Source organism: Thermomonas alba (assembly GCF_022419205.1).
GTDB classification, from domain to species: Bacteria; Pseudomonadota; Gammaproteobacteria; order Xanthomonadales; family Xanthomonadaceae; genus Thermomonas; species Thermomonas alba.
On sequence record NZ_JAJOZU010000005.1, the window covers coordinates 169,876 to 193,354 of the forward strand.

General features: G+C 69.6%; 20 protein-coding genes and 1 tRNA gene. 3 read left to right on the top strand and 18 right to left on the bottom strand.

Going from position 1 to position 23,479, the window contains the following annotated elements; translation table 11 throughout:
* The first annotated feature begins 6 nt into the window (after positions 1-6).
* Positions 7-2,097 carry a glycosyltransferase gene (locus tag ML342_RS09445; protein WP_240126799.1) on the top strand — a complete coding sequence of 697 codons (2,091 nt, stop codon included), beginning with the start codon at positions 7-9 and terminating at the stop codon, positions 2,095-2,097.
* 278 nt (positions 2,098-2,375) lie between these two features.
* Here ML342_RS09445 and ML342_RS09450 read toward each other — a convergent pair whose 3' ends face one another.
* Positions 2,376-3,872: a hypothetical protein gene (locus ML342_RS09450; RefSeq protein WP_240126800.1), complete on the bottom strand. Its 1,497-nt coding sequence runs from the start codon at positions 3,870-3,872 to the stop codon at positions 2,376-2,378.
* Complete coding sequence (locus tag ML342_RS09455) at positions 3,869-6,019, bottom strand: RelA/SpoT family protein (RefSeq protein WP_439655192.1); 2,151 nt, start codon at positions 6,017-6,019, stop codon at positions 3,869-3,871. The genes ML342_RS09450 and ML342_RS09455 overlap by 4 nt, the downstream gene beginning before the upstream one ends.
* Positions 6,020-6,199: 180 nt before the next feature.
* Between ML342_RS09455 and ML342_RS09460 the strand changes: the two genes are divergently transcribed.
* On the top strand, positions 6,200-6,358 hold the full coding sequence (locus ML342_RS09460) for a hypothetical protein (protein WP_439655189.1): 159 nt from the start codon (positions 6,200-6,202) through the stop codon (positions 6,356-6,358).
* A 15-nt stretch (positions 6,359-6,373) separates the two neighbouring features.
* On the opposite strand, the gene hrpA is transcribed toward ML342_RS09460, so the two are convergent.
* Positions 6,374-10,450: an ATP-dependent RNA helicase HrpA gene (gene hrpA, locus ML342_RS09465; protein ID WP_240126802.1), complete on the bottom strand. Its 4,077-nt coding sequence runs from the start codon at positions 10,448-10,450 to the stop codon at positions 6,374-6,376.
* 107 nt (positions 10,451-10,557) lie between these two features.
* On the opposite strand from hrpA, the gene ML342_RS09470 reads away from it, so the two are divergent.
* Positions 10,558-11,094, top strand: a complete 537-nt coding sequence (locus ML342_RS09470; RefSeq protein ID WP_240126803.1) for a Dps family protein — start codon at positions 10,558-10,560, stop codon at positions 11,092-11,094.
* A gap of 504 nt (positions 11,095-11,598) precedes the next feature.
* Here ML342_RS09470 and ML342_RS09475 read toward each other — a convergent pair.
* The 15 genes from ML342_RS09475 to ML342_RS09545 form a co-directional block, all read right to left on the bottom strand.
* A tRNA-Lys gene (locus tag ML342_RS09475) sits at positions 11,599-11,674 on the bottom strand.
* Between the two features lie 39 nt (positions 11,675-11,713).
* Positions 11,714-12,418, bottom strand: a complete 705-nt coding sequence (gene queC / locus ML342_RS09480) for a 7-cyano-7-deazaguanine synthase QueC (RefSeq protein WP_240126903.1) — start codon at positions 12,416-12,418, stop codon at positions 11,714-11,716.
* Between the two features lie 27 nt (positions 12,419-12,445).
* On the bottom strand, positions 12,446-13,132 hold the full coding sequence (gene queE, locus ML342_RS09485) for a 7-carboxy-7-deazaguanine synthase QueE (protein WP_240126804.1): 687 nt from the start codon (positions 13,130-13,132) through the stop codon (positions 12,446-12,448).
* A gap of 9 nt (positions 13,133-13,141) precedes the next feature.
* Positions 13,142-13,933 carry a tol-pal system protein YbgF gene (gene ybgF / locus ML342_RS09490; protein ID WP_240126805.1) on the bottom strand — a complete coding sequence of 264 codons (792 nt, stop codon included), beginning with the start codon at positions 13,931-13,933 and terminating at the stop codon, positions 13,142-13,144.
* The gene (gene pal / locus ML342_RS09495) at positions 13,933-14,457 is read right to left on the bottom strand and encodes a peptidoglycan-associated lipoprotein Pal (protein WP_240126904.1); all 525 of its coding nucleotides are present in this window, start codon (positions 14,455-14,457) and stop codon (positions 13,933-13,935) included. Before pal ends, ybgF begins: the two co-directional genes overlap by 1 nt.
* 84 nt (positions 14,458-14,541) lie before the next feature.
* Positions 14,542-15,861, bottom strand: coding sequence for a Tol-Pal system beta propeller repeat protein TolB (gene tolB, locus ML342_RS09500; RefSeq protein ID WP_240126806.1), 1,320 nt, complete (start codon positions 15,859-15,861; stop codon positions 14,542-14,544).
* Positions 15,862-15,986: 125 nt separating this feature from the next.
* Positions 15,987-16,871: a cell envelope integrity TolA family protein gene (locus ML342_RS09505; RefSeq protein WP_240126807.1), complete on the bottom strand. Its 885-nt coding sequence runs from the start codon at positions 16,869-16,871 to the stop codon at positions 15,987-15,989.
* 10 nt (positions 16,872-16,881) lie between these two features.
* Positions 16,882-17,322, bottom strand: a complete 441-nt coding sequence (tolR, locus tag ML342_RS09510; protein ID WP_240126808.1) for a protein TolR — start codon at positions 17,320-17,322, stop codon at positions 16,882-16,884.
* Between the two features lie 4 nt (positions 17,323-17,326).
* Positions 17,327-18,112 (bottom strand): protein TolQ, encoded by a 786-nt coding sequence (tolQ, locus tag ML342_RS09515; protein WP_240126809.1) that lies wholly within the window; start codon positions 18,110-18,112, stop codon positions 17,327-17,329.
* The gene (gene ybgC / locus ML342_RS09520) at positions 18,112-18,528 is read right to left on the bottom strand and encodes a tol-pal system-associated acyl-CoA thioesterase (RefSeq protein WP_240126810.1); all 417 of its coding nucleotides are present in this window, start codon (positions 18,526-18,528) and stop codon (positions 18,112-18,114) included. The genes tolQ and ybgC overlap by 1 nt, the downstream gene beginning before the upstream one ends.
* Positions 18,521-19,555 carry a Holliday junction branch migration DNA helicase RuvB gene (gene ruvB / locus ML342_RS09525; RefSeq protein ID WP_240126811.1) on the bottom strand — a complete coding sequence of 345 codons (1,035 nt, stop codon included), beginning with the start codon at positions 19,553-19,555 and terminating at the stop codon, positions 18,521-18,523. The genes ybgC and ruvB overlap by 8 nt, the downstream gene beginning before the upstream one ends.
* 44 nt (positions 19,556-19,599) lie before the next feature.
* A complete protein-coding gene (locus ML342_RS09530) occupies positions 19,600-21,528 on the bottom strand; it encodes a potassium transporter Kup (RefSeq protein ID WP_240126812.1) in 1,929 nt (642 codons plus the stop codon).
* Between the two features lie 36 nt (positions 21,529-21,564).
* Positions 21,565-22,152, bottom strand: a complete 588-nt coding sequence (gene ruvA / locus ML342_RS09535; protein WP_240126813.1) for a Holliday junction branch migration protein RuvA — start codon at positions 22,150-22,152, stop codon at positions 21,565-21,567.
* The gene (gene ruvC, locus ML342_RS09540) at positions 22,149-22,727 is read right to left on the bottom strand and encodes a crossover junction endodeoxyribonuclease RuvC (RefSeq protein WP_240126814.1); all 579 of its coding nucleotides are present in this window, start codon (positions 22,725-22,727) and stop codon (positions 22,149-22,151) included. Before ruvC ends, ruvA begins: the two co-directional genes overlap by 4 nt.
* A 30-nt stretch (positions 22,728-22,757) precedes the next feature.
* Positions 22,758-23,477 carry a YebC/PmpR family DNA-binding transcriptional regulator gene (locus ML342_RS09545; protein WP_240126815.1) on the bottom strand — a complete coding sequence of 240 codons (720 nt, stop codon included), beginning with the start codon at positions 23,475-23,477 and terminating at the stop codon, positions 22,758-22,760.
* Between the last annotated feature and the right edge of the window lie 2 nt (positions 23,478-23,479).

A 23,479-nucleotide genomic window follows, 5' to 3' on the forward strand; every position in this document is an offset into this window, starting at 1 on the left:
AGCCGCATGCAATGGCCCGCCGATGCGCAGTTTCTATGGCAGCGCGCGCTCGGCTGGCTGCAGCGCGGCCTGGCCAGCCTGCGCGTACGCGGCCTGGCCGGCAGCTGGCGGCATCTGCGCCAGCGCCGCCGACCGGCGTATGCCCCGATCCCACTGTGGCAGCCACCCGAAGCCGCGTTCGCGCCGTTCGCACTGGCCTCCTCCGACACCCCGCGCGCGAGCCTGGTGATTCCGGTCCACGGCGGCTTCGCGCATACCCTGCGCTGCCTGCGCGCGCTGGCGGCGCATCCGCCGGCGACGCCGTTCGAGGTGATCGTGGTGGACGACGCCTCGCCGGACGACACCCTCGACAAGCTGCGCCGGATCGGCGGCCTGCGCGTGCACGCGCGCGCCGCGAACGGCGGCTTCATCGCGGCCTGCAACGACGGCGCGCGGCTTGCGCGCGGCGAGTTCCTGGTGCTGCTGAACAACGACACCGTGCCGCAGCCGGGCTGGCTGGACGCGCTGCTGGGCACCTTCGCGGCGTACCCGGATGCGGGGCTGGTCGGCGCGCGCCTGGTGTATCCGGATGGCCGCCTGCAGGAAGCCGGCGGCGTGGTGTTCGCGGACGGCTCGGCCTGGAACTACGGGCGCGGCGAAGACCCGCAGGACTGCCGCTTCACCTATCTGCGCGAGGCCGACTACGTCAGCGGCGCGGCGATCGCCCTGCCCACCGCGCTGCTGCGTCAGCTCGGCGGGCTGGATGCGCGCTATGCGCCGGCCTACTACGAGGACACCGATCTCGCCTTCGCGGTGCGCGCGGCCGGGCGACGGGTGCTGTACCAGCCGGCTTCGACCGTGGTGCACGTGGAGGGCGCCACCGCCGGCACCGATCCTGCGAGCGGCGCGAAAGCCGCGCAGGCGCGCAATCGCGGCGTGTTCGCGGCGAAATGGGCGCACGCGCTCACCGCGCAGCCCGCGCCGGGGCAGGTGCCGACCCCGGCCCTGCTGCATGCGCGCCAGCCACAGGTGCTGGTGATCGACGCCAATACCCCACGCCCGGACCACGACTCCGGCTCGCTGCGGATGGTCGAGTTGATGCGCCTGCTGCGCGAGGAAGGCGCACACGTGGTGTTCTGGCCGGCCAACCGGCAGGCCGACGGCGACTACACCCGCGCCTTGCAGCAGCTGGGCGTGGAGTGCTGGCATGCGCCGTGGGCGCCGCCGCTGCCGGTCTGGCTGCGCCGCCACGGCGCGCGCTTTGCGAGCGTGCTGGCCAGCCGCCACTACGTCGCCGCCGAATGCCTGCCGTTGCTGCGCCGGCATGCGCCGCAGGCGCGGCTGCTGTTCGATACCGTGGACCTGCACTTCCTGCGCGAGGAGCGCCAGGCCCGGCTGGCCGGCGATGCCGCCGGTCTACGCGCGGCGGAGCGCACGCGCCGGCAGGAGCTGGCGCTGGCGGCCGCATACGACTGCACCCTGGTGGTGAGCCCGGCCGAGCGCGCGCTGCTCGAGGCCGCAGTGCCCGGCGCGCGGATCGAGGTGCTGTCCAACCTGCATCGCGTAGCGCCGCCCGGGCCGGGATTCGGGCAGCGGCGCGACCTGCTGTTCGTCGGTGGATTCCGGCATCCGCCCAACGTGGATGCGGTGTGCTGGTTCGTGCGGGAGGTGTGGCCGCTACTGCACGCGGCCGATCCCGCCCTGCGCTTCCACTGCATCGGCGCCGAGGCGCCGCCGGCGGTGCAGGCCCTGGCCGACGTGCCCGGCGTGCAGGTCCACGGCCATGTGCCCGATCTCGCGCCGTGGCTGGCGCGCTGCCGGATCGCAGTGGCGCCGCTGCGGGTCGGTGCGGGAGTGAAGGGCAAGATCACCCAGGCCCTGATGCATGGGCTGCCGGTGGTGGCCACGCCGCTGGCGGCCGAAGGCATGGCGCTGCGTGACGGTGAGCATGTGCTGCTGGCACAAGATGCGCCCGCCTTCGCGCAGGCGGTACTGCGCCTGCTGCACGACGCCGCGCTGTGGGAGCGGCTCGCAGCGCACGGTCGCGCGCTGGCACATCGGCAGTATTCGGTGGAGGCGGCGCGCGCTCCGCTGCGCCGCCTGCTGCTGGGCAGCTAGGGAAGGTCTGAACAACGCCATCCAGGCGTTGTCAGCCCACGCCCTCCCTGGCCGGCAGGAACCTCTGATTTGATCAGAGGTTCCCTAGGGAAGGTCTGAACAACGCCATCCGGGCGTTGTCAGCCCACGCCGAGTCCGGTACAGGCCCGGACTCGGCTCACACGCATCAATCACTTGTGCGATTGATGCGTGGCCGGCCCTCCATGGCCGGCAGGAACCTCTGATTTGATCAGAGGTTCCCTAGCGGCCATCGGCCGCCGCCCGCCTTACCCAGGCCTTTAGCGCAGGTCCGACCGCACCCGCTGCAGGCGCTGCGCCAGCGCGGCGATGCCGGGCACGCTGGCATCCACCTGCCGCGCATGCTCCAGCGCCTGGCGCGCGCCGGCCACGTCGCCGCCGCGCAGGCGTTCATCGCCCACTGCCAGCCAGCGCTCCGCCAGCCGGCGCTGGGCCGGCAGCAAGCCGGGATCGTTCGGATCCAGCAGCCGCCAGACGTCCAGGCAGGTATGCGCGCGCGCCAGGGCGTTGTCGCGCAGCGCCCGCGCCTGACACTCGCGCGCGGCATCGCGCATGGCCGCGGCCGCGGCGCGCACGTCCGGATCGTTCGGGGCCAACGCGCGCGCGGCCCGCAGGCGGTCCCAGGCGCTTTCGCCCGGCGGGGTGAGCCAGTGTCCGTGCTCCTGGGCGTGCGCGGCCTGCTGCAGCAGACGTTGCAGGTGCGCGTGCGCATGCGCGGTCAACGGCGCGCTGGAAGGCGGCGGCGCGGCGGAGGCCGGATGCAGGCGCTGACGCAAGGCCTGCAAGCGATCCTCGGGCACGCCGGCGGCGGCGGCCAGGTCGAGCAGGTGCCGCGCCTGCGCGATACGCCCGGCCTTGTGCTGGCGGCTGGCCGCGTGCAGTAGTGCGTCGCCGAGGGTTTGAGCACACGGCTCCGGCAGCGGCGCCGGCAGCACCGGCCGCAGGCCGTCGCAGACACGCGCCGCCGCCTGCGGGCGATGCCGCTGCAGCTGCTGACGCGCCTGCAGCAGGCGCTGCTCGACCGCACGCGCGAGCCCGGCGTGCAGGGCGGGCAGCGCGTCGAATCCGGGATCGAATCGCTCGGCGCGCCGGATCAGCTCGGCCACTTGCGCCAGATCGCCGCGGGCCAGCGCCGCCGGCGCCGGACGCAGCAGCGCCTGCAGGGCGTCCTCGCGCCCTTCCAATGCACGCAAGCTGCGCGGCGCCTGCCGCAATGCCTGCTGATACAGCGGCAGCGCCGCCTGCGGGCCGTCGTCCAGATGCCCGTCGGCCTGCGCGCGATGCGCGCGCGCCAGCAGCTCGCCGAGGTCGTCCTCGGCCTGGCGCGCGTCCAACCGGGCCTGTAGCGCGTCCACCTGGGGTTTCGGGGCCTGCAGTTCGCGCGCCAGCTGCAGCGCCGTTTGCGCGCCGGCCAGATCGCCCGCATCCAGGCGCGCCGCCGCGCGCGCCAGCGCCGCCTGCGCGACCCGATCGAGACCCTCGCGCGCCTCCAGCTGATCCGGCTGCAGCGCCAATGCCGCCTCGAACAACTCGCGCGCGCCGCTGCCGTCACTGGCACTCAGGCGCCCCGCGCGCAGGGCGCGCTCGGCGCGCTGACGCAGCACGTCGTAGCGCGGATCCGGCCATAGCCAGCGGCCCAGCGGGTCGCGCAGCGCGGTCAGCGCCGCTGCCACCAGCGCGACGCCGGCAACCGTCAGCAGCAGCGTCCGCGCGGTTCGCGGCAGCGCCTGCCAGCGCGCGCGCCAGACGGCGCTCATGCGCGCCGCGCGGATTCCACGCCCGGCAGCGACTCCAGTCGCGCCAACAGCGTTCCGAGCTGTTCGAAATCCATCACCCGCGCCTGCAGCCGGATCTGCACCCGCGCGCCGCCGCGCCGCGCCGTCTCGGTATGCAGCCCCTGCAAATGCACGCCCAACTGGGCCAGCAACGTGGTGATGTCTTTGATCAGCCACTTACGATCGACCGCCTCGATCCGCAAGGTGACCGCCTGCGCGGTCTGCGTCCGGCCCCAGTCCACCGGTAGCACCCGTGCCGGCTCCTTGCCGGCCAGGCGCAGGAACGCCGCGCAATCCGGCCGATGCACGCTCACCCCGCGCGTGCGCGTGAGATAGCCGATGATCGGCTCGCCCGGCAGGGGCTGGCAGCAGCGGGCCATCTGTACCAGCAGGTTGTCCACGCCCTGCACGGTGACCACACCGGTGCCCGGCGTGGTGGACACCGCCGCGCGCGGGGGCGCGGCAGGCGGGGTCGGCTCGGGCGGCGATGCGGGCTTGTCGGCTTCCTGCAGCGCGCGCGCCACCTGGGTCGAGGTGAGATCGCCCAGGGCCACCGCCACCAGCAAATCCTCCTCGCTGGACACGTTGAGCCTGGCCAGCGCCGGGGCGAGATCGGCATGCGCCAGACCCAGCCGGCGCAGGTCGCGCTCCAGCAGGGCGCGGCCCTCCTCGATGTTGTGAGCGCGGTCGAGCTTGTTGAACCAGGACCGCACCTTCTCGCGCGAGCGGCTGCTGGCGAGAAAGCCAGCGCTCGGTTGCAGCCAGTCGCGACGCGGCTCGGGGGTTTTCCCAGTGAGGATCTCCACCCGCTCGCCGGTGCGCAGCACATGGGTCAGCGGCACGATCCGGCCGTCCACCTTGGCGCCGCGGCAACGGTGCCCGACCATGGTATGGATGGCGTAGGCGAAGTCGAGCACGGTGGCGCCCTGCGGCAGGTCCACCACCTCGCCTTTCGGGGTCAGCGCGTACACCCGGTCTTCGACCAGCTCGCTGTCGATCCCCTGCAGCGGGCTGGGGTCGCCCTCGCCCGCCGCTTCGGCCGCCTGTTCCAGCAGCTTGCGCATCCAGGCGATGCGCCGATCCATCGCCGCGTCACCGCCGCCTCCTTCCTTGTAGCGCCAGTGCGCGGCCACGCCGAGCTCCGACTGCGCGTGCATCTCGCGGGTGCGGATCTGCACCTCCAGGGTCTTGCCCTCGGGGCCGATCACCGCGGTATGCAGCGAGCGGTAACCGTTCGGCTTGGGCCGCGCGATGTAGTCGTCGAACTCGCTGGGAATCGGCACCCACAGCGCATGCACCAGCCCCAGCACCGCATAGCAGGCGGGGATGTCCTCCACCAGCACGCGCACCGCACGCAGGTCGTACAGCTCCTCGATCGGCAGCCCCTTGCGCTGCATCTTCTTCCAGATGCTGTAGATGTGCTTCGGACGCCCGGCCACGTCGGCCTGCACGCCCTGCGCGGCCAGCGCCTCGCGCAGTTGCGCCAGCACCGCGGCGATGTAGCGCTCGCGCCCGGCGCGGCTGTCGTCCAGCGACTGCGCGATGCGCTGGTAGTCGGCCGGCTGCAGGATGCGGAACGCGAGATCCTCCAGCTCCCACTTCAGCTGCCAGATGCCGAGCCGGTTGGCCAGCGGCGCGTGGATGTCGCGCGTCATGCGCGCCAGCGCCAGCCGCTCGGTGTCGGAGAGGCGCGCCGCCGCACGCATGCGTGAGAGCTGGCGCGCCAGCACGATCAGCACCACCCGCAGATCGCGCACCAGCGCCAGCAGCAGGCGGCGCATGCCCTCCGGATTGCGCCCGCCGCCGTGGTCGCGGTGCAGTGCCCACACCCGGCTGGCGGCGCGCTGGCCTTCCAGCAGGGTACGCAGGCGCTCGGGCAGAGTGATCCCCGCCTCCGCAGCCAGCGCCTCCACGTCCACCAGCGCATCCAGCAGCGCCGCTGCCAGGACTTCGGGGTCGGCATTCAGCGAGGTCAGGATCGCCAACGTATCGACGAGCACCTCGGGGCGGTCGCGCATCGGTGCGCCCGCCTGCGCGCGCGCCAGCCACAGCTGCGCCAGCGGCGCGGGCAGCGCGCCAGCGGGTAGCCGCGCCAGCGCATCGGAAAATCCGGCAGAAGCATGGGCGATCGTGGGCATATGCCTACAGTAGCGGGCACACGCGCGAGCGGCCAGCCTGCGCTCAGCATCACCAGGTCACGCTGGCCTAGACTGTGCGCGATCCATTCGTAGCCTTGCCTTCGCCGCGCCCATGTCGATCCAGACCGAACTGCCATTCGCGCACCGGCGCATGCCGACGCGCTGGCCGCGATGCGCCAGTTCGACGCGACCCAGAGTGATGAGCTGGCGGTGGTGGACGGCGACGGCCGGGTGCTGGGGGTACTTTCCGAAAGCTTCGTGCGCAAGCGCTATGCCGAGGAGCTGGAGCGCCGCCAGCGCGAGCTGCTGGGCGAGCGGGTGGACGACTGACACCCGTGCCGCCGCTCACCCGCGCGATCGCAGCTGCTGGAGCCGGGCGGCCAGGCGCTTCGCGGAGACCCCGCCCTTGGCGCCCAGCTCCTGGGCGAACAGCTGCACGCGCAGTTCCTCCAGCTCCCAGCGCAGCGCGCGCGCCTGCGGGTCGTCCGGATCGGCCGCCGTCAGCGCCTGCTGGAACGGCGCCAGCTCCAGCATCCGCGCCTGGTCCTTGCCGGGGTCGCGCTGGGCGCGCTCGGCGCGCAGTGCCAGCGCCTTCAGGTAGCGCGGGTATTCCGCCAGCACGTCGGCCGGGGTGTCGCGCAGGAAGCCCGGCGCGGCCAGCGCCTCCAGCTGCGCGCGCATGTCGTCGAGATTGGCGCGTGCCCAGCCGACCAGCTTCGATTCCAGCTTGGCGCGCACCTCCGCGACCAGGCCGAGGATGATCTCGGCCTGGCGCAGCCGCTGCATGGCCTCGCCGAACAGCGCGCGGCCAATGGCATCGCGGCGCTGCGCGAACGCCTCGGCGTCGCGGATCTCCAGCAGGCCGTCGGCACTCAGCGCCGCGAACGCGCCCTCGACCAGGTCCGCGCGCAGGCGGTCGGCGTCCTTCAGCCCGTCCGCACGCGGCGCGGCAGATTCGATGGCCGCATACAGCAGCGAGAGCTTCGGCTGCACCGGCAGCTGCTTGCGCGCCTGCTTGAGCTTGTCGGCCAGCGCGAGGGCCAAGAGCCGGCGCACGCCCTGCGGATGCCGACGCTCGGCCTCTTCCCGCTGCGCGTGCAGGGCCAGCGACACGCTATCGCCGTCATCATCCAAGGCGGGGTAGGCCGGCACGCCGCCCGGGCCCGGCACCGAAAGCGGGATCGGAGTATCGGGAAATGCGGTCAGCCCGGTCTTTTCCATGCCCTGCGCGGCATGCCGCGCGAACGCCCGCGCGGCGCGTTCGCCGAAACGGGCGCGCAGCTCGTCGAGGTCGCGCGACTCATCCAGCACCGTGCGGCCATCCAGCAACCGCAGGTTGAGGCGTAGATGCGGGGCAAGCGCGGCGAGGTCGAAGTCGGTCGCGGCAAGCTCAACCCCGGTGAGCTTGCCCAAAAAACGCGCCAGCGTGCTCTCGAAACTATCTGCCTCCGGCTGCGGATAGGCTTCCGCGAATGCGCGCGCGAAGTCCGGCGCCGGCAGGAAATTGCGCCGCAGCGCCTTCGGCAAGGACTTGATCAGGGCACTCGCCTTTTCCTCCACGAAGCCCGGCGCCAGCCACGACAGGCGCGCGGGATCCAGCGCATTGAGCAGGTGCAGCGGCACCGCCACGGTCATGCCGTCGTCAGGGGCACCCGGCTCGAAGCGATACTGCACCGCCAGCCGCGCATCGCCCAGCGCGATGTATGCCGGAAAGCGCGCGGCGTCGCTCTGGTCGGCCACCAGCAAATCCTCGCGCGACCATTCCAGCGCGGCCTTTGCGTCCTTCGGCAGGCTGGCATACCAGGCATCCAGCGCCTGCACGTTGTGTACATGCGGCGGCAGCCGGTCCAGATACCAGCGCGCCTGCCAGTCCTCGTCCACCACCAACCCCACCCGCCGCTGCTTGGCCTCTTCCTGCCGGGCCAGTTCGAGCGTACGCAGATTGCGGGCGAGGAAAGCGCTGCGGGTATTGATTTCGCCGGTCAGCAGCGCTTCGCGCACGAAGATCTGCCGCGCCTCCTCGGGATACAGCGCGCCATAGTGGATCGGTTTCTTCGGCGCCAGCACCAGCCCGAACAGGCTGATCTGCTCGCTACCGACGACCCGCCCCTGCGCGCGCGACCAGTGCGGGTCGTGGTGGCGACGCGCCAGCAGATGCGGCAGCTCGGCGATCGCCCACTCCGGCTCGATCGCAGCGTTGGTGATCGCCCACACTTTCTCGGTATCCAGCAGAGTGGCGCTGAGCACCCACGGCGGTGGCTTGCTCGCCAGCTTCGAACCCGGGAACAGCTGGAACTTGCGCCCCCGCGGCCCTTGGTAGAGGCCCTTGTCGGCACGATGTCCCAGCTGCGTCGGCAAGCCGGCGATCAGCGCGCGATGCAGCGCGGCGTAAGGCGCACCGGCCATGCCTTTGGCACGCGCCTCCGGCGCATCCGGCACGGCGCCGGTCGCGCTTGGGTCGATGCCGGCAGCCGCCGACGCGGGGTCTGCCTCCGTTTCCCACCCCATCTCCTCGCATTGCAGTTTCAGCTGGCGATGCAGCTCCCACCACTCGCGCAGGCGCAGGAAGCTGAGGAAATGCCGGTCGGCCCATTTGCGCAGCTGCGATTGGGTCAGCGCTTCGTGGGCGGCGCGGTAGCCCTGCCACAGGTTGAGGATGCCGACGAACTCGGACTTTGCATCCGCAAACTGCGCATGCGCGGCATCGGCGGTCGCGCGCGCGTCGGCCGGACGCTCGCGCGGATCCTGGATCGCCAGGAAGCTGGCGATCACCAGCATCTCGCGCAGCACTCCATGCGCATGCGCGGCGACCAGCATGCGCGCCAGCTTCACGTCCACCGGCAGCTTCGCCATCACCTTTCCGATCGCGGTGAGCTTGCGCTGCGCATCCACTGCGCCCAACTCGCCCAGTTGCTGCCAGCCATCGGCGATCGCGCGCGCATCCGGCGGCTCCAGGAACGGGAATCCGTCGATCTTTCCCAACCCCAGCGCCAGCATGCGCAGGATCACACCCGCCAGCGCCGCGCGGCGGATCTCCGGATCAGTGAATGCAGGACGCGAGGCGAAATCGGCTTCCGAATACAGGCGGAAGCAGATACCGGGCGCGATGCGGCCGCAGCGGCCGGCACGCTGGTTGGCGCTGGCCTGCGAGATCGGCTCGATATGCAGCCGGTCCAGCTTCTGCCGCGGGCTGTAGCGTTTGACCCGGGCCAGGCCCGGATCGACCACGTAATGAATGCGCGGCACCGTCAGCGAGGTTTCCGCGACGTTGGTCGCCAGCACGATGCGCCGCAACGGGCCCGGATGGAACACGCGGTCCTGATCCTTCGCCGACAGCCGCGCATACAGCGGCAGGATCTCGGTGTGGCGATACTTGCGCTGCTCCAGTGCGCGGTGGACATCGCGGATCTCGCGCTCACCCGGCAAGAACACCAGCACGTCGCCACCGCGCTGCTCGCGCATGATCTCATCGCAGGCAGCGACGATCCCATCCAACAGTGAGCGCTCGCCGGTTTCCGCGTTCGATTCCGCCGCCATCCAGGGCAAGGCCTTGGCTCCATCCGACCGTCCGGCCCGGCCGTCCGCGACCGACGATTGCCCGGGGCGCACCGGCCCTTCCAGCGGGCGGTAGCGGATTTCCACCGGATAGCCGCGGCCTTCCACGCTCACTACCGGCGCGCCGCCGAAATGTTCGGAAAAACGCGCGGTGTCGATGGTGGCCGACGTCACCACCAGCTTCAGATCTGGCCGCCTCGGCAGCAGCTGCTTGAGATAGCCGAGCAGGAAATCGATGTTGAGGCTGCGCTCGTGCGCCTCGTCGATGATCAGGGTGTCATACTTCGACAGCCAGCGGTCGGCCTGGATCTCCGCCAGCAGGATGCCGTCGGTCATGAACTTCACCGCGGTCTGCTCGCCGACCGCCTCGTTGAAGCGCACCTGGTAGCCCACTGCGCCGCCCAGCGGCACCTGCAGCTCCTCCGCCACGCGCCGCGCCACCGCGCGCGCGGCGAGCCGCCGCGGCTGGGTGCAACCGATCATCCCGGCCGCGCCGCGCCCGGCCTGCAGGCACAGCTTCGGCAGCTGGGTGGTTTTTCCGCTGCCGGTTTCCCCGGCCACGACCACGACTTGATGCGCGCGGATCAGGCCGACGATGTCCGCGGCATGTGCGGCAATCGGCAGCGCCGGATCCACCGTGCCCGCCTCCGGCAGCGCGGCGACGCGGCGCTCCCGCGCGGCCAGCGATGCTTGCAGGCACGCAAGGAATGCCGCGCGCGGCGCGTCCGCACCGGGCTGGGCCTGCCACTTCGCCAGCAGGCCGAGCAGGCGGCCACGATCGCGCGACAGCGCATCGTCGATAGCGTGCCGGGCCTGGCGTGGGTTGGCGGGAAGCGCCGGGTTGAAATTGGGCTCGATAGGCTTCATGAATGAGGAAACGCGGACATTCCGATTTCAGGCCGCAACAAAACCGGTGTATTGTCGCCGCAAGCCCATCCCGCGCCCATCCGGGTGCATGCTTGTAAGGAGCTGTCATGGCCAAGAAGAAATCCAGCCACAAATCCAGCAAATCCCCCGTCCATGCCGACGGCAGCCGCGCGATCGACATCGGCATCGCCGACGACGACCGCCGCAAGATCGCCGAAGGCCTGGCCCATGTGCTGGCCGATGCCTTCACCCTGTACCTGAAGACCCACAACTTCCACTGGAACATCAGCGGCCCGATGTTCAACAGCCTGCACCTGATGTTCGAAACCCAGTACACCGAGCAGTGGAACGCGCTGGACGACATCGCCGAGCGCATGCGCGCACTGGGCTACAACGCGCCCGGCTCGTACCACGAGTTCATCCGCCTCAGTTCGATCCGCGAGGAGCCCGGCCAGGCCACCGTGCCGGCCTGGCACGACATGGTGCAGCAGCTGGTGGACGGCAACGAGGCGGTCTGCCGCACCGCGCGCAAGGTGCTCAAGACCGCCGATGCCGCCGGCGACGACCCCACCGTGGACCTGCTCACCCAGCGTCTGCAGACCCACGAAAAATACGCCTGGATGCTGCGCTCGCTGCTGGAGTGAGTGCTTCTACCAGCGCAGGCCCCTGGCACGGACAGCTGGCCCTGATCGCGCATGACCAGGGAAGCGCCGCCCGAGCCGGATTCGCGGCGGCGCCTATGGCATTCGCCGGTGAAGACCGACTGCGAGGAAAGATTTGGGGTCGCGCCGGAATCGAACCCTCGACCAGCGGGTTGAGTCCGATTCCGAGACCGACTGCACGGAAGGATTGGTGGGCCGTGTTGGAATCGAACCCTCGACCAGCGGGTTGAGTCCGATTCCGAGACCGACTGCGCGAGACGAGTTGGCGGGCCGTGTTGGAATCGAACCAACGACCAGCGGATTGAGTCCGATTCCGAGACCGACTGCGCGAGACGAGTTGGCGGGCCGTGTTGGAATCGAACCAACGACCAGCGGATTGAGTCCGATTCCGAGACCGACTGCACGGAAGGATTGGTGGGCCGTGTTGGAATCGAACCAACGACCAGCGGATTGAGTCCGATTCCGAGACCGACTGCACGGAAGGATTGGTGGGCCGTGTTGGAATCGAACCAACGACCAGCGGATTAAAAGTCCGATGCTCTACCGACTGAGCTAACGGCCCACGAAACGATCGCCGCGGCATTGCGCCGGGGCGCGCATTCTAACCGATGTCTGCGTAGCGCGTCGGGTCGGGCACGCCGGCATCGGCAAAGCCCTGCGCGCGCAGGCGGCAGGCGTCGCAATGGCCGCAGGCCCGGCCGGCGGCGTCGGCCTGATAGCAGCTCACGGTCTGCGCGAAGTCCACGCCCAGGCGCAGGCCCTCGCGCACGATGTCGGCCTTCGACATGCGCATCAGCGGCGCATGCACGCGGAAGCGGCGGCCTTCCACGCCGGCCTTGGTGGCCAGGTTGGCCAGGGCCTCGAAACCGGCGATGAACTCGGGACGACAGTCGGGATAGCCGGAATAATCCACCGCGTTGACACCGCAGAACAGATCGGTCGCGCCAAGCACTTCGGCCCAGCCCAGTGCCACCGCCAGCATGATGGTGTTGCGCGCCGGCACATAGGTGGACGGGATGCCCTGGCCGATCACGTGGCCGTCGGCATCGGTGGGCACCGCGATCGCCTCGTCGGTCAACGCCGATCCGCCCAGCGCACGCAGGTCCACGTGCACGGTCTTGTGCGCCACCGCGCCCAACGCCTGGGCGACGCGTGCGGCGGCGTCCAGTTCGGAGGTATGGCGCTGGCCGTAGCGCACGCTCAAGGCGTACGGCGCAAAGCCGGCCGCGCGCGCGATGGCGAGCACGACGGCGGAATCCATGCCGCCGGAGACCAGGACGACGGCGGGCTTGGCGGTTGCATTCATGTCGATGTCCATCGCTTCGTTCGCTCCTCAGCGCCCAGGCTCGTCGTTCCACAACAGCTTGTGCAGCTGCACCTGGAAGCGCACCGGCAGGCGGTCCGCCACGATCCAGTCAGCCAGCTCGCGCGGCGCCAGCTGCCCGGCACTGGGCGAGAACAGCACGTCGCAGCGCTCATGCAGGCGATGTTCGGCCAGCACGCCCTTGGCCCAGTCGTAATCGGCGCGCGAGCAGATCACGAACTTGACCTGGTCGCGCGCGGTCAGCCGCGCGAGATTCGACCACAGGTTGCGGTGTGCCTCGCCCGAATCGGGCGTCTTCACGTCCACCACCCGTGAGACGCGCGGATCGACGCCGGCAATATCGAGCGCGCCGGAGGTTTCCAGCGAGACCAGATAGCCTTCATCGCACAGTCTCTCCAGCAGCGCCAGGACACGCTTTTGCGCCAACGGTTCGCCGCCGGTGACACACACATGGCGCACGCCGTAGCGGGCCACCTCCTGCAGGATGGCGTCGATCTCCCACCACTGCCCGCCGTGAAAGGCGTAGGTGGTGTCGCAGTACTGGCAACGCAGCGGGCAGCCGGTCAGGCGCACGAACACCGTGGGCCAGCCCGCATCGCGGGCCTCGCCCTGCAGCGAGAGAAAGATTTCGGTGAGCTTGAGGCGCTCGGGCTGGGCGGCCGCCGATGCGGCAGCCGCATCGGCGACGGCATTCATGCGCACATTCTAGCGGCTGCCGGCCAGCGCCATCGCACGCAGGCGATCCTCGGCAGTACGGGCCAGATCGGTGCCGGGATAGCGTTGCATCACCTGGCGCAAGGTTGCCTCGGCCTGCCCGTACTGTTTGAGCCCGTACTGCGTCAGCCCCAGCTTGAGCAGCGCGCCAGGAGCCTTGTCATGGCTGGGATAGCGGTCCAGCAGTGCCTGGAACTGCTGCGCGGCGAGCGCGTAGTTCTGGGTGACGTAATAGCTTTCGCCCAGCCAGTACAGCGCGTTCGGAGTCAATCCGGCATCTGGATAGGCCACCAGGAACTCACGCAGGCGGCGCGCCGACTCCACATAGTCGCCGGCCTTGAGCGCCTGCAACGCATCGGCATAAGCGCTTTGCTCGTCGCGCCCTGCAGCTGGTGCCGCCGGTCGTGATGCTGGCGCTGTTGCCGATGCCGGTGCGGCGCCCGGCGCCGGTGCAGCGGATGCCCCCGTCATGGGGGCTGAGGCCGGCATCGGCGCAGCAGTCTCCAGCCGGTCCAGCCTCCCGCTCAGATCCAGATACTGCGCGCGCTGGCTCTGCCGGGCCTGCTCGAGCTGGTGCTGCAGTTCTTCCAGCTGGCCGCGCAGATTCTGCACCTCACTGCGCAGCTGGCCGATCTGGTTCACCAGTTCCACCGCATTCTGCTCGCTGGCAGCGCGCTGCTCGAGCGCTGCCACGCGATCGGCCAGGCTGGGAGCGCGCTGGGCGAATGCCGCAGGCGGTGCAAGCAGCACCGCCGCGGCCAGCAAGGCGACGCGCGAACGCATCACTTGTCGGTGTAGATCAGCTCGACGCGGCGGTTCTTCGCCCAGCACTCTTCATTGTGCTCGGCGCAGACCGGACGCTCTTCGCCATAGCTGACGACGGCCAGCTGGGTCGCGCTGCCGCCGCTTGCCTGCAGCGCCGAGGACACCGCATTGCCACGGCGCTCGCCCAGGCCCATGTTGTACTCGCGGCTGCCGCGCTCGTCAGCATTGCCTTCCAGGCGCAGGCGGGCGGACGGCCGATCGCGCAGATACTTGGCATGGCAGGCGATCAGGGACTGGAACTCCGGCTTGAGCGCATCCTGATCGAAATCGAAATAGACCACGCGCTGGCGCAGGCAGGCGTCGGTATCGAGATCGGCCGGGGTGTACACGCCAGAGCGCGGCGCCTCCGGCGCCGGGGCGGGGGTGGCGCTGGGGGTGACCGACGTCTGCACCGGCGGGGTTTCCTTGACCTTCTTGGTGCAGCCCACCGCCACGGCGGAGGCCAGGGCGGCGACGGTCAGGACGCGGGCGACATGCGAAATCGAAACAGCCATGGTGATGTCCTCGTAGGGTGGAATCGAACCAAAAATGCCGAAAGTGCCAGAAACACGGACGGGCGACCAGGATCAACGCTTGCGCAGCGGGGACCAAGCCGGTTCACGCACATCATCCCCTGGAAGGTCCAGGCGCTGGCGCACCCGACCATCGACGGAGACCGTATAGAGTACCCCGCGACTGCCTTCGCGCGCGGCGTACACCAGCATCGCGCCGTTCGGGGCAAAGCTGGGGGATTCATCCAGCGCACCGGGCGAGAGCATGCTCCAGCGCGGACTGCCGGTACTGCGATCCATCAGCGCGATCCGGTACACGTTGCCGGCACCCTGCGCGGTGGCCAGCTTCTTGCCATCCGGCGATAGCGTCGGGCTGGCGTTATAGCTGCCCTCGAAGGTGACCCGGCTGGCACTGCCACCGGTGGCCGGCATCTGGTAGATCTGCGGACGGCCGCCGCGATCGGAGGTGAAGTAGAGGGTGCTGCCGTCCGGGCTCCACACCGGCTCGGTATCGATGCCGTATTCGTGGGTGAGCTGGATCAGCTGGCGGCTGCCGAGATCCATCACGTAGATGTCGGGATTGCCGCCCTTGGACAGACTCATGGCCAGCCGGGTGCCATCCGGAGAGAACCGCGGGGCGCCGTTGATGCCGCGAAAGCGGGTGATCCGCTCACGGCTGCCGGTGGCCACGTCCTGGATCCAAATCCCGGAATTGCCGCCCTCGAAGCTGACGTAGGCCAGCTTACGGCCATCCGGACTCCATGCCGGCGACAGCAGCGGCTCGCTGGAGGTGACCACCGCGCGCGGGTTGTAGCCGTCGGCATCGGCCACCATCAGCGCGTAGCGAGTGTTGCGGCCAAGCCCACTGGCGGTGACGTAGGCGATGCGGGTCCAGAACGCGCCCGGCACGCCGAGGATCTTCTCGTACACCGCATCGCTGATCTGGTGCGAGACGTCGCGCATGGCGCTGGCCGGAGCGATCAGGGCCAGACCCAGCAGGCGCTGCTGCTTGGCCACGTCGAACAGTTCGAACTCGGTGCGGTAGCCGTCGCCATTGGGGATGCAGCGTCCGACCAGCAGGAAATCCTGCTTGGCCATGCGCCAGGTCGGATAGGCCACCTCACTGCCTTGGGTGGGGCGCTCCGGCAGGCTGGCCGGGTCCGGGCTGCGGAACTGACCGGAGCGGGCCAGATCGGCGCGCACCACCCCGGCGACATCGGTCTGCCCGCAGTCGCCGCCGAACGGCACCACCGCGATCGGCAGCGCAGCCGCATTGCCGCCGACGATGTCGATCTCCAACCCCTTGGACTGGCCGAAAGCCACCAGCGGCGACAGCGCCAGCGCACACAGCAGCAGGGCAAGGCGGACGGGTGAACGGCGTCGGGATGCAGGCATGGGCAAGGCGAGGAGTCCGCGAAGATGAACAGAGTGTCGGATAACGATAGCAGCAGGATGAACGCAGGCAGACCGTGAAGGCGGCGTCACGGAGGGCAGGCGAGCGCGGCGTGCGCCTCGCCCGATCAGCGATCCTCTGCCACGAAGTTGAGCTCCAGGATGCGGCTGAACACACTCTCGAAGCCGGCATACGGCAGCGGCGAGGCCTTCAGCACCGCCGCCTCCACCGAGCGTCGGCCGAGCGCGTCATAGGGGCAGCCGGGGGAGATGTCCACGCTGGTGACCTCCCCGCCCGGAATCTGGTGGATGGTCAGGCGGCAGCGCTGCCCTAGTGGCACCGATTCCGGCCGGGTCCACTGGCGCGCGATCGCCTGCTGCAGCGCGGCGGCATAGCGCGCCTGCAGGCCGGGATCGGCGCCGCGGTTCCCCGGCGGGGGTGGCGCCGGACTGGCCGCGGCGGCGCGCGCATCCGCCAGCTGCCGGGCGCGCATCTCGGCCTGGGCGCGCTCACGCGCGACCTGCTCGCGCAGCCGCCGCAGTTCCTCGATCTGGCGCAGCTTCTGGCGCTCTGCCTCCGCCTGCTTCTTCGATTCCAGCTCGGCCTGGTCGGGCTGGCGGCGCTTTTCCTCCTGCTCGCGTGGGACCTTGGCCACCTCCGGCGAGGGTGCGTCGCGCTGGACCTTTTCCTGCTCCACCGGCGACGGCTCCGGCACCGGCGGCGGCAGCGCCTTCTGCGTCGGTGGCGGGACCGCGGGGGTGTCTTCGGGCAGCGGTTTCGGCAGCGGCGCGGGCGGCGGTGCCTCAGTCGGCGCACGGCGCAGGGCGCGCTGCAGCGGCGCGCTGAGGTCGGAGACTGCGACCAGGTCGGCCTCGATCGGATCCCCCTGCGCGGCCAGCGCGAGGTTGCGCTGCGACCAACGCAGGCCAGCCAGCAGCAGCGCCAGCAACAGCGCGTGCAACAGCACGGCCTGCACGATCGCGATCGCAGTATCGGCGCGGGTCTGCTTCACGCGCGGCCCGTCATTTCCTGGGGTCGCCCATCAGGCCAGCACGCGGCACCCCAGCCTGCTGCTGCAGCAGCGAGAGCACTTCGTACACCCGCTGATAGCTGACCTCGCGATCGCCGGCCACGTACACCGGCACCTGCGGATCTGCGATCACGAACGCACGCACCTTGGCGACCAGCTGCGCGGCATCCACCGCCTGCGGCCGGTCCAGCCCCTCGTAGGTCAGCGCCAGCTGGCCGTCCTTGCGCACCTGCACCACCACCGGCTGCCTGCGCTTCTGCTCCAGCGTCTTGGCATTGGCCTGCGGCAGGTTCACGTCCACGCCTACGTTCAGCAGCGGCGCGGTGACCATGAAGATGATCAGCAGCACCAGCATCACGTCGATATAGGGGACGACGTTGATCTCGGCCTTCAGGCGGCGCTTGCGGCTGCGGCGGGCATGGAGCGACGCCATGGGCTCAGCCCTCCTGGGTCTGGCGCTGCAGGACCGAGGCGAACTCTTCGCCGAAAGTGTCGTAGCGCACCGCCATGCGCTCCACGCGGGTGGCGAAGCGGTTGTACGCCCACACCGCCGGAATCGCCGCGAACAGGCCCATCGCGGTGGCCACCAGCGCCTCCGAGATGCCCGGCGCGACGGTGGCGATGGTCGCCTCCTTCATCGACGCCAGCCCCTGGAACGAGATCATGATCCCCCACACCGTGCCGAACAGGCCCACGTAGGGGCTGATCGAGCCGACGTTGGCAAGGAACTCGAGGTTGCGCTCCAGCCCGTCCAACTCGCGCGAGGTGGCCGCGCGCATGCCGCGCTGGGCGCTCTCCAGCGGCGCTCGCGGGTCGCCGCCGCGGCGCTGGCGGGCGCGGTTGAACTCACGCATACCGGCTTCGAAGATCGCCTCCATGCCCTCGACCGCACGATGGCGATCACTGGCCGCGGCGTACAGCTTGGCCAGCTCGACCCCGGACCAGAAGGTCTCCTCGAACTGATCGGCCTCGCGCTCGGCGCGGTCCAGCACCCGCTTCTTGCGCAGGATGATGACCCACGAGGCCAGCGAGGCCAGCAGCAGAAGCGCCATCACCAGCTGCACCGGCAGGCTGGCGTGCAGCACCAGCTGCAGAACGTTCAGGCCGTGATCCGCCGGCGCGGCGGCGGCTGTGGGCACGCCACTGGCCGCCAGATCGACCGGGGTGGCGGGGGCGGTATCGGGCAGGGCTTGCGGCAGGGATTGCAGCAGGGCAGCAGGCATCAAGGCGTCTCCGAGAACGGCAGCAGGTGCGACAGCAGCGAGGTGGGGATGCGGCGAGGCCGGAAATCCGCAGCGCGCAGGGCGGCGATCTTCACCTCCGCCGTGACCAGCAGCGTGTCCGCGCGCTCGATCCGCTGCGCCAGCACGAAGCTGGCGCCGCGGCATTCCAGCAGGGCCACGCTGACCGAAAGCTGATCGTCCAGGCGCGCCGGGGCGCGGAAATCGACCGCCATCGCGCGCACCACGAACAGCAGATCGTGCGCGCGACGCAGCGTGTCCTGATCCAATCCGGCGCGCCGCATCCATTCGCTGCGGGCACGCTCCATGAAGGCCAGGTACTGGGCGTGATAGACCACACCACCGGCGTCGGTGTCTTCCCAGTAAACCCGCACCGGCCAGACGAACGGCTCAGCCATCGTCACGCCCGAACAGCTCCGGCGTGCCCGCCTTCGGCTGAAAGCCGAAGTGGCGGTAAGCCTTGGGCGTGGCCATGCGACCGCGCGCGGTGCGCACCAGAAAGCCCTGCTGGATCAGGTAGGGCTCGACCACGTCCTCCAGCGTGCCGCGCTCCTCGCTCAGCGCCGCCGCCAGCGATTCCACGCCGACCGGGCCGCCGTCGAACGCGTCGATGATCGTACCCAGCAGGCGGCGATCGAGCTCGTCGAAGCCTTCCGGATCCACTTTCAGCATATCCATCGCCGCGCGCGCCATGGCGGCATCGATCACGCCGTCACCCCTGACCTGGGCGAAATCGCGCACCCGCCGCAGCAGGCGATTGGCGATGCGCGGGGTGCCGCGCGAGCGGCGCGCGATCTCGGCCGCGCCTGCCGCGTCGCAGGCAATGCCCAGGATCTGCGCGGCGCGGCGCACGATCTGCGCCAGTTCGTCCGGCGCGTAGAACTCCAGCCGGTGCACGATCCCGAAGCGATCGCGCAGCGGCGCGGTCAGCAGGCCAGCGCGGGTGGTCGCACCGATCAGGGTGAACGGCGGCAGGTCGAGCTTGATCGAGCGCGCCGCCGGACCTTCGCCGATCATGATGTCGATCTGGCAGTCCTCCATCGCCGGATAGAGGATCTCCTCGACCACCGGCGACAGGCGGTGGATCTCATCCACGAACAGCACATCGAACGGCTGCAGGTTGGTCAGCAGCGCCGCCAGGTCGCCGGCCTTCTCGATCACCGGCCCGGAGGTGACCCGCAGGTTCACGCCCAGCTCGTTGGCGATGACGTGCGACAGCGTGGTCTTGCCCAGGCCCGGCGGGCCGAAGATCAGCACATGGTCGAGCGCCTCGCCGCGCCGCTTGGCCGCCTCGATGTAGATCTGCAGCTGCTCGCGCACCGGCGCCTGGCCGAGATATTCGTGCAGGCGCTTCGGACGGATGCTGGCGTCCTGCGCGTCTTCTTCACGGCGGGCGACGGGGGCGACGAGGCGATCCTGGCTCATGCGCCTATGGTATAGGAGCCGCCACCTTTACCACCCGGCCTCTTTCAGATTTCGACCTGCGCGCCCAGCTCCACCAGCCGGTTGCCGGGGATGCGGAAGAAGTTGCTGGCCGGCGCGGCATTGCGGTGCATGAACGCAAACAGCTTGTCGCGCCAGATCGGCATGCCGCGGTGGCGGGTCGGCACGATGCTTTCGCGGCTGACGAAATAGGTGGTGTCCATCGGATTGAACACCAGATCGCACTGGTCGCAGGACTGCATCAGCGCCAGCGGCACATCCGGGGTTTCCATGAAGCCATAGCGCACGATCACCCGGTAGAAATCTTCGCCGCCGATCGACTCGATCTTCAACCGCTTGTCCCTCGGCACATACGGCACGTTGAGCGTTTCCACCGTCAGCAGCACGTTGCGCTGGTGCAACACCTTGTTGTGCTTGAGGTTGTGCAGCAACGCGTGCGGCACCATGTCCGGGCTGGCGGTCAGGAACACCGCGGTGCCGGGCACCCGCACCGGCGGCGCCAGCATCAGCCCGGGCAGGAAGGTATCGAGCTGGATGCCCTCTTTGCGGACTTCGGCGCTGAGCAGCTCGCGCCCGCGGCGCCACGTCCGCAGCATCGTGAACAGAATGATTCCGAGCGCCAGCGGGAACCAGCCGCCGTCCGGGATCTTGGCGCCGTTGGCGATCACGAACGCGCATTCCACCGCCGCGAACACCAGGCATAGCGGGAGCACAAAGCGCCGCCAGCGTGGCCACAGGGCGTAAGCCACGAGCGCCAGCAGCAGGGTGTCGATCAACATGGTCAGGGACACCGAGATGCCGTAGGCGGTAGCGAGCGCGGTGGAGGTGCGGAACGCCAACACCAACGCCACTACCAGCACCATGAGCGTCCAGTTGATCCCGGGCACATAGATCTGGCCGATGGTATCGCTGGAAGTGTGCTTGATGCGCATGCGCGGGATGTAGCCCAGCTGCATGGCCTGGCGCGCCACCGAGAACGCGCCGGTGATCACCGCCTGCGAGGCAATCACGGTGGCGGCGGTGGCCAGCATGATCATCGGCCAGCGCGCCCAGTCCGGCACGCCGACGTAAAACGGATTCCGGATCGCGCTCGCATCCTGCAGCACCAGCGCGCCCTGGCCGAGGTAGTTCAGCATCAGCGCCGGCAGCACGAAGTAATACCAAGCCAGACGGATCGGCCGCGCGCCGAAGTGGCCCATGTCGGCATACAGCGCCTCGCCGCCGGTTACCGCCAGCACCACCGCGCCGAGGATGAAGATCCCGTGGAAGTGGTGCTCCATGAAGAACCTGACCGCCCACCAGGGGTTGAACGCCTTCAGCACCTCGGGCGCATGGAACAGGTTGAGCACGCCGATGGCTGCCAGCGCGGTGAACCAGACCAGCATGATCGGCCCGAACACCTTGCCGACCTTGGCAGTGCCATAGCGCTGAGTGGCAAATAGCGCAACCAGGACCAATACGGTCAACGGTACGATCCACTGGTGCAAGTTGGGCGCGACCACCTCCAGACCCTCGATCGCCGATAGCACCGAGATCGCCGGAGTGATCACGCCATCGCCGAAGAACAGCGAGGCGCCGAAGATGCCGAGGATGCCCACGTAATAGGCCGCGCGCGACCCCTTGCTGAGCGTCCGCTGCGCCAGCGCCATCAGCGCCATGATGCCGCCCTCGCCGTCGTTGTCGGCGCGCATGATGATGGTCACGTACTTGGCGGTGACGGTGACCATCAGCGCCCAGAACACCATCGACAGGATGCCGAGCACGGTGTCGTGGTTGGCGGTCAGCCCGAAGTGCGGCGAGAACGCCTCTTTCAGCGTGTACAGCGGACTGGTGCCGATGTCACCGAACACCACCCCGATGGCGCCGACCACCAGCCCGAACAGGCTGGCCTTGCTGCTGTCGCCATGCCCGCCGGTGGCGGGTTGCGCGGTGGAGGAAGCTGGATGAGTGGCCATGGAATCCCCTGTCCGGGCGCGTGCGGCGCCCCCGGTTCAACGCAGCGCGGACTGTAGCGCTTTCCGGATGATGGTTTCGGCCGTATCGCCCTCGCCGGCGGCCTTCTTCGCCATGCGCTCGGCCTCGGCCGGCTTGTAGCCCAGCGCCTGCAGCGCGGTGATGGCTTCGCCCAGCGGATCGCCGGGCATCGCGGCGCTGGCGGCGACCGCCCCCCCGGCCAGGTCGGCCGCGCGATCGCGCAGCTCCACCACCATGCGCTCGGCGGTTTTCTTGCCGATACCGGGAATGCGCGTGAGCGCGGCGATGTCACCGGCCTGCACCAGCCGCGCGAACTGATCGACGCTCGTACCAGACAGCACCGCCAGCGCGATTTTCGCGCCCACCCCGGAGACTTTCTGCAGATCACGGAACAGGCGCCGCTCGGCTTCGCGCAGGAAGCCATAGAGCGCCACGCCGTCATCTTTCTGCGCGTAGTGGGTGAACAGGAACACCTCGCGCCCGACCTCGGGCAGGTCGTAGAAGGTACTCATCGGCGCCTCCAGCTCGTAGCCGACGCCGTGCACGTCGAGGACGAGCCAGGGAGGGGCCTTATGGATCAAGATGCCCTTGAGCCGTCCGATCATCGCCGTCCCCTGCCCTTGCGTCCCCACGCCAAGCGCTCCGCCACACCGAGCCGGTTGGCGCTGGCGCGTACATGGGCGTGGGTGATCGCGACCGCCAGCGCGTCGGCGGCATCGGCCTGCAGCCTGCCGGACAGGCCCAGCATCACGCCCACCATGTGCTGCACCTGCCGCTTGTCCGCGCTTCCACTGCCAACCAGCGCCAGCTTGATTTCCTTGGCCGCATATTCGCTCACCGGCAGATCGCGCGCCACGCAGGCAGCCACCGCGGCGCCACGCGCCTGCCCCAGCTTGAGCGCGCTCATGGCGTTGTTGGACAAGAACACCTGCTCCACCGCCACTTCATCGGGCGCATACTGCTCGATCAGCGCCCACAGCCCCTCCAGCAGCTTGCGCAGGCGCAGCGGAAACGACTCGGCATCCAGCAGCACCAGCGGCTGGTGGTGGACATGCATCACCCTGCCGTCCGAGGTCACGTCCACGATGCCAACGCCGGTGCGCTGGGAGCCGGGATCGACCCCGAGAATCCGCACCGGGGATACCGGGTGCGGCGCGCAAACGGGCGAAGATAGCGCCATGGCGATCGACACCGGCGGCCGGCGCCCGACTCAGCCCAGCCCGGCCGCGTTGGTGTACACGTTCTGCACGTCGTCCATGTCCTGCAGCCAGCGCAGCAGCTTTTGCACCTGCTCGGCGGTCTCACCCTCGACATGGGTGTCGTTGTCCGCGCGCATGGTGACCTCGGCAAAGCCTGGAGGCAGTCCTGCGGCCTCCATCGCCGCCTTGACCTGCGCGAATGTCTCCGGCGAAGTCAGCACGTCGATCGCACCATCCTCGGGATACACCACCACATCGTCCGCGCCAGCCTCGATCGCGGCCTCGGTGATCCGCTCCTCGTCTGCGCCGGGGGCATAGCTGAGCACGCCCAGTTTCTTGAACATGAAGGCCACCGAGCCTTCGGTGCCAAGATTGCCGCCGAACTTGCTGAAGGCGTGCCGGACATCGGCAACCGTACGCACGCGGTTGTCGGTCAGGCAATCCACGATCACCGCCACGCCGCCCGCGCCATAGCCTTCGTAGCGAACTTCTTCGTAGGTGACCCCTTCGAGCTCGCCGGTGGCTTTCTTGATCGCGCGCTCGATCACCTCCTTGGACATGTTGACGTCCAGGCCCTTGTCGATCGCCGCACGCAGACGCGGGTTGCCAGACGGATCACCTCCCCCCATGCGTGCCGCGACCGAAATCTCGCGGATGATCTTGGTGAAGATCTTGCCGCGCATGGCGTCCTGCGCGTTCTTACGGGCTTCGATGGAAGGTCCACGTCCCATGG

Excerpts from the sequence above, each read along its gene's own strand:
- ML342_RS09445 (WP_240126799.1), top strand. The coding sequence starts at position 7 with ATGCAATGGCCCGCCGATGCGCAGTTTCTATGGCAGCGCGCGCTCGGC.
- ML342_RS09450 (WP_240126800.1), bottom strand. The coding sequence starts at position 3,872 with ATGAGCGCCGTCTGGCGCGCGCGCTGGCAGGCGCTGCCGCGAACCGCG.
- ML342_RS09460 (WP_439655189.1), top strand. The coding sequence starts at position 6,200 with ATGCGCCAGTTCGACGCGACCCAGAGTGATGAGCTGGCGGTGGTGGAC.
- hrpA (WP_240126802.1), bottom strand. The coding sequence starts at position 10,450 with ATGAAGCCTATCGAGCCCAATTTCAACCCGGCGCTTCCCGCCAACCCA.
- ML342_RS09470 (WP_240126803.1), top strand. The coding sequence starts at position 10,558 with ATGGCCAAGAAGAAATCCAGCCACAAATCCAGCAAATCCCCCGTCCAT.
- queC (WP_240126903.1), bottom strand. The coding sequence starts at position 12,418 with ATGAATGCAACCGCCAAGCCCGCCGTCGTCCTGGTCTCCGGCGGCATG.
- queE (WP_240126804.1), bottom strand. The coding sequence starts at position 13,132 with ATGAATGCCGTCGCCGATGCGGCTGCCGCATCGGCGGCCGCCCAGCCC.
- ybgF (WP_240126805.1), bottom strand. The coding sequence starts at position 13,933 with ATGCGTTCGCGCGTCGCCTTGCTGGCCGCGGCGGTGCTGCTTGCACCG.
- tolB (WP_240126806.1), bottom strand. The coding sequence starts at position 15,861 with ATGCCTGCATCCCGACGCCGTTCACCCGTCCGCCTTGCCCTGCTGCTG.
- tolR (WP_240126808.1), bottom strand. The coding sequence starts at position 17,322 with ATGGCGTCGCTCCATGCCCGCCGCAGCCGCAAGCGCCGCCTGAAGGCC.
- tolQ (WP_240126809.1), bottom strand. The coding sequence starts at position 18,112 with ATGCCTGCTGCCCTGCTGCAATCCCTGCCGCAAGCCCTGCCCGATACC.
- ybgC (WP_240126810.1), bottom strand. The coding sequence starts at position 18,528 with ATGGCTGAGCCGTTCGTCTGGCCGGTGCGGGTTTACTGGGAAGACACC.
- ruvB (WP_240126811.1), bottom strand. The coding sequence starts at position 19,555 with ATGAGCCAGGATCGCCTCGTCGCCCCCGTCGCCCGCCGTGAAGAAGAC.
- ML342_RS09530 (WP_240126812.1), bottom strand. The coding sequence starts at position 21,528 with ATGGCCACTCATCCAGCTTCCTCCACCGCGCAACCCGCCACCGGCGGG.
- ruvA (WP_240126813.1), bottom strand. The coding sequence starts at position 22,152 with ATGATCGGACGGCTCAAGGGCATCTTGATCCATAAGGCCCCTCCCTGG.
- ruvC (WP_240126814.1), bottom strand. The coding sequence starts at position 22,727 with ATGGCGCTATCTTCGCCCGTTTGCGCGCCGCACCCGGTATCCCCGGTG.
- ML342_RS09545 (WP_240126815.1), bottom strand. The coding sequence starts at position 23,477 with ATGGGACGTGGACCTTCCATCGAAGCCCGTAAGAACGCGCAGGACGCC.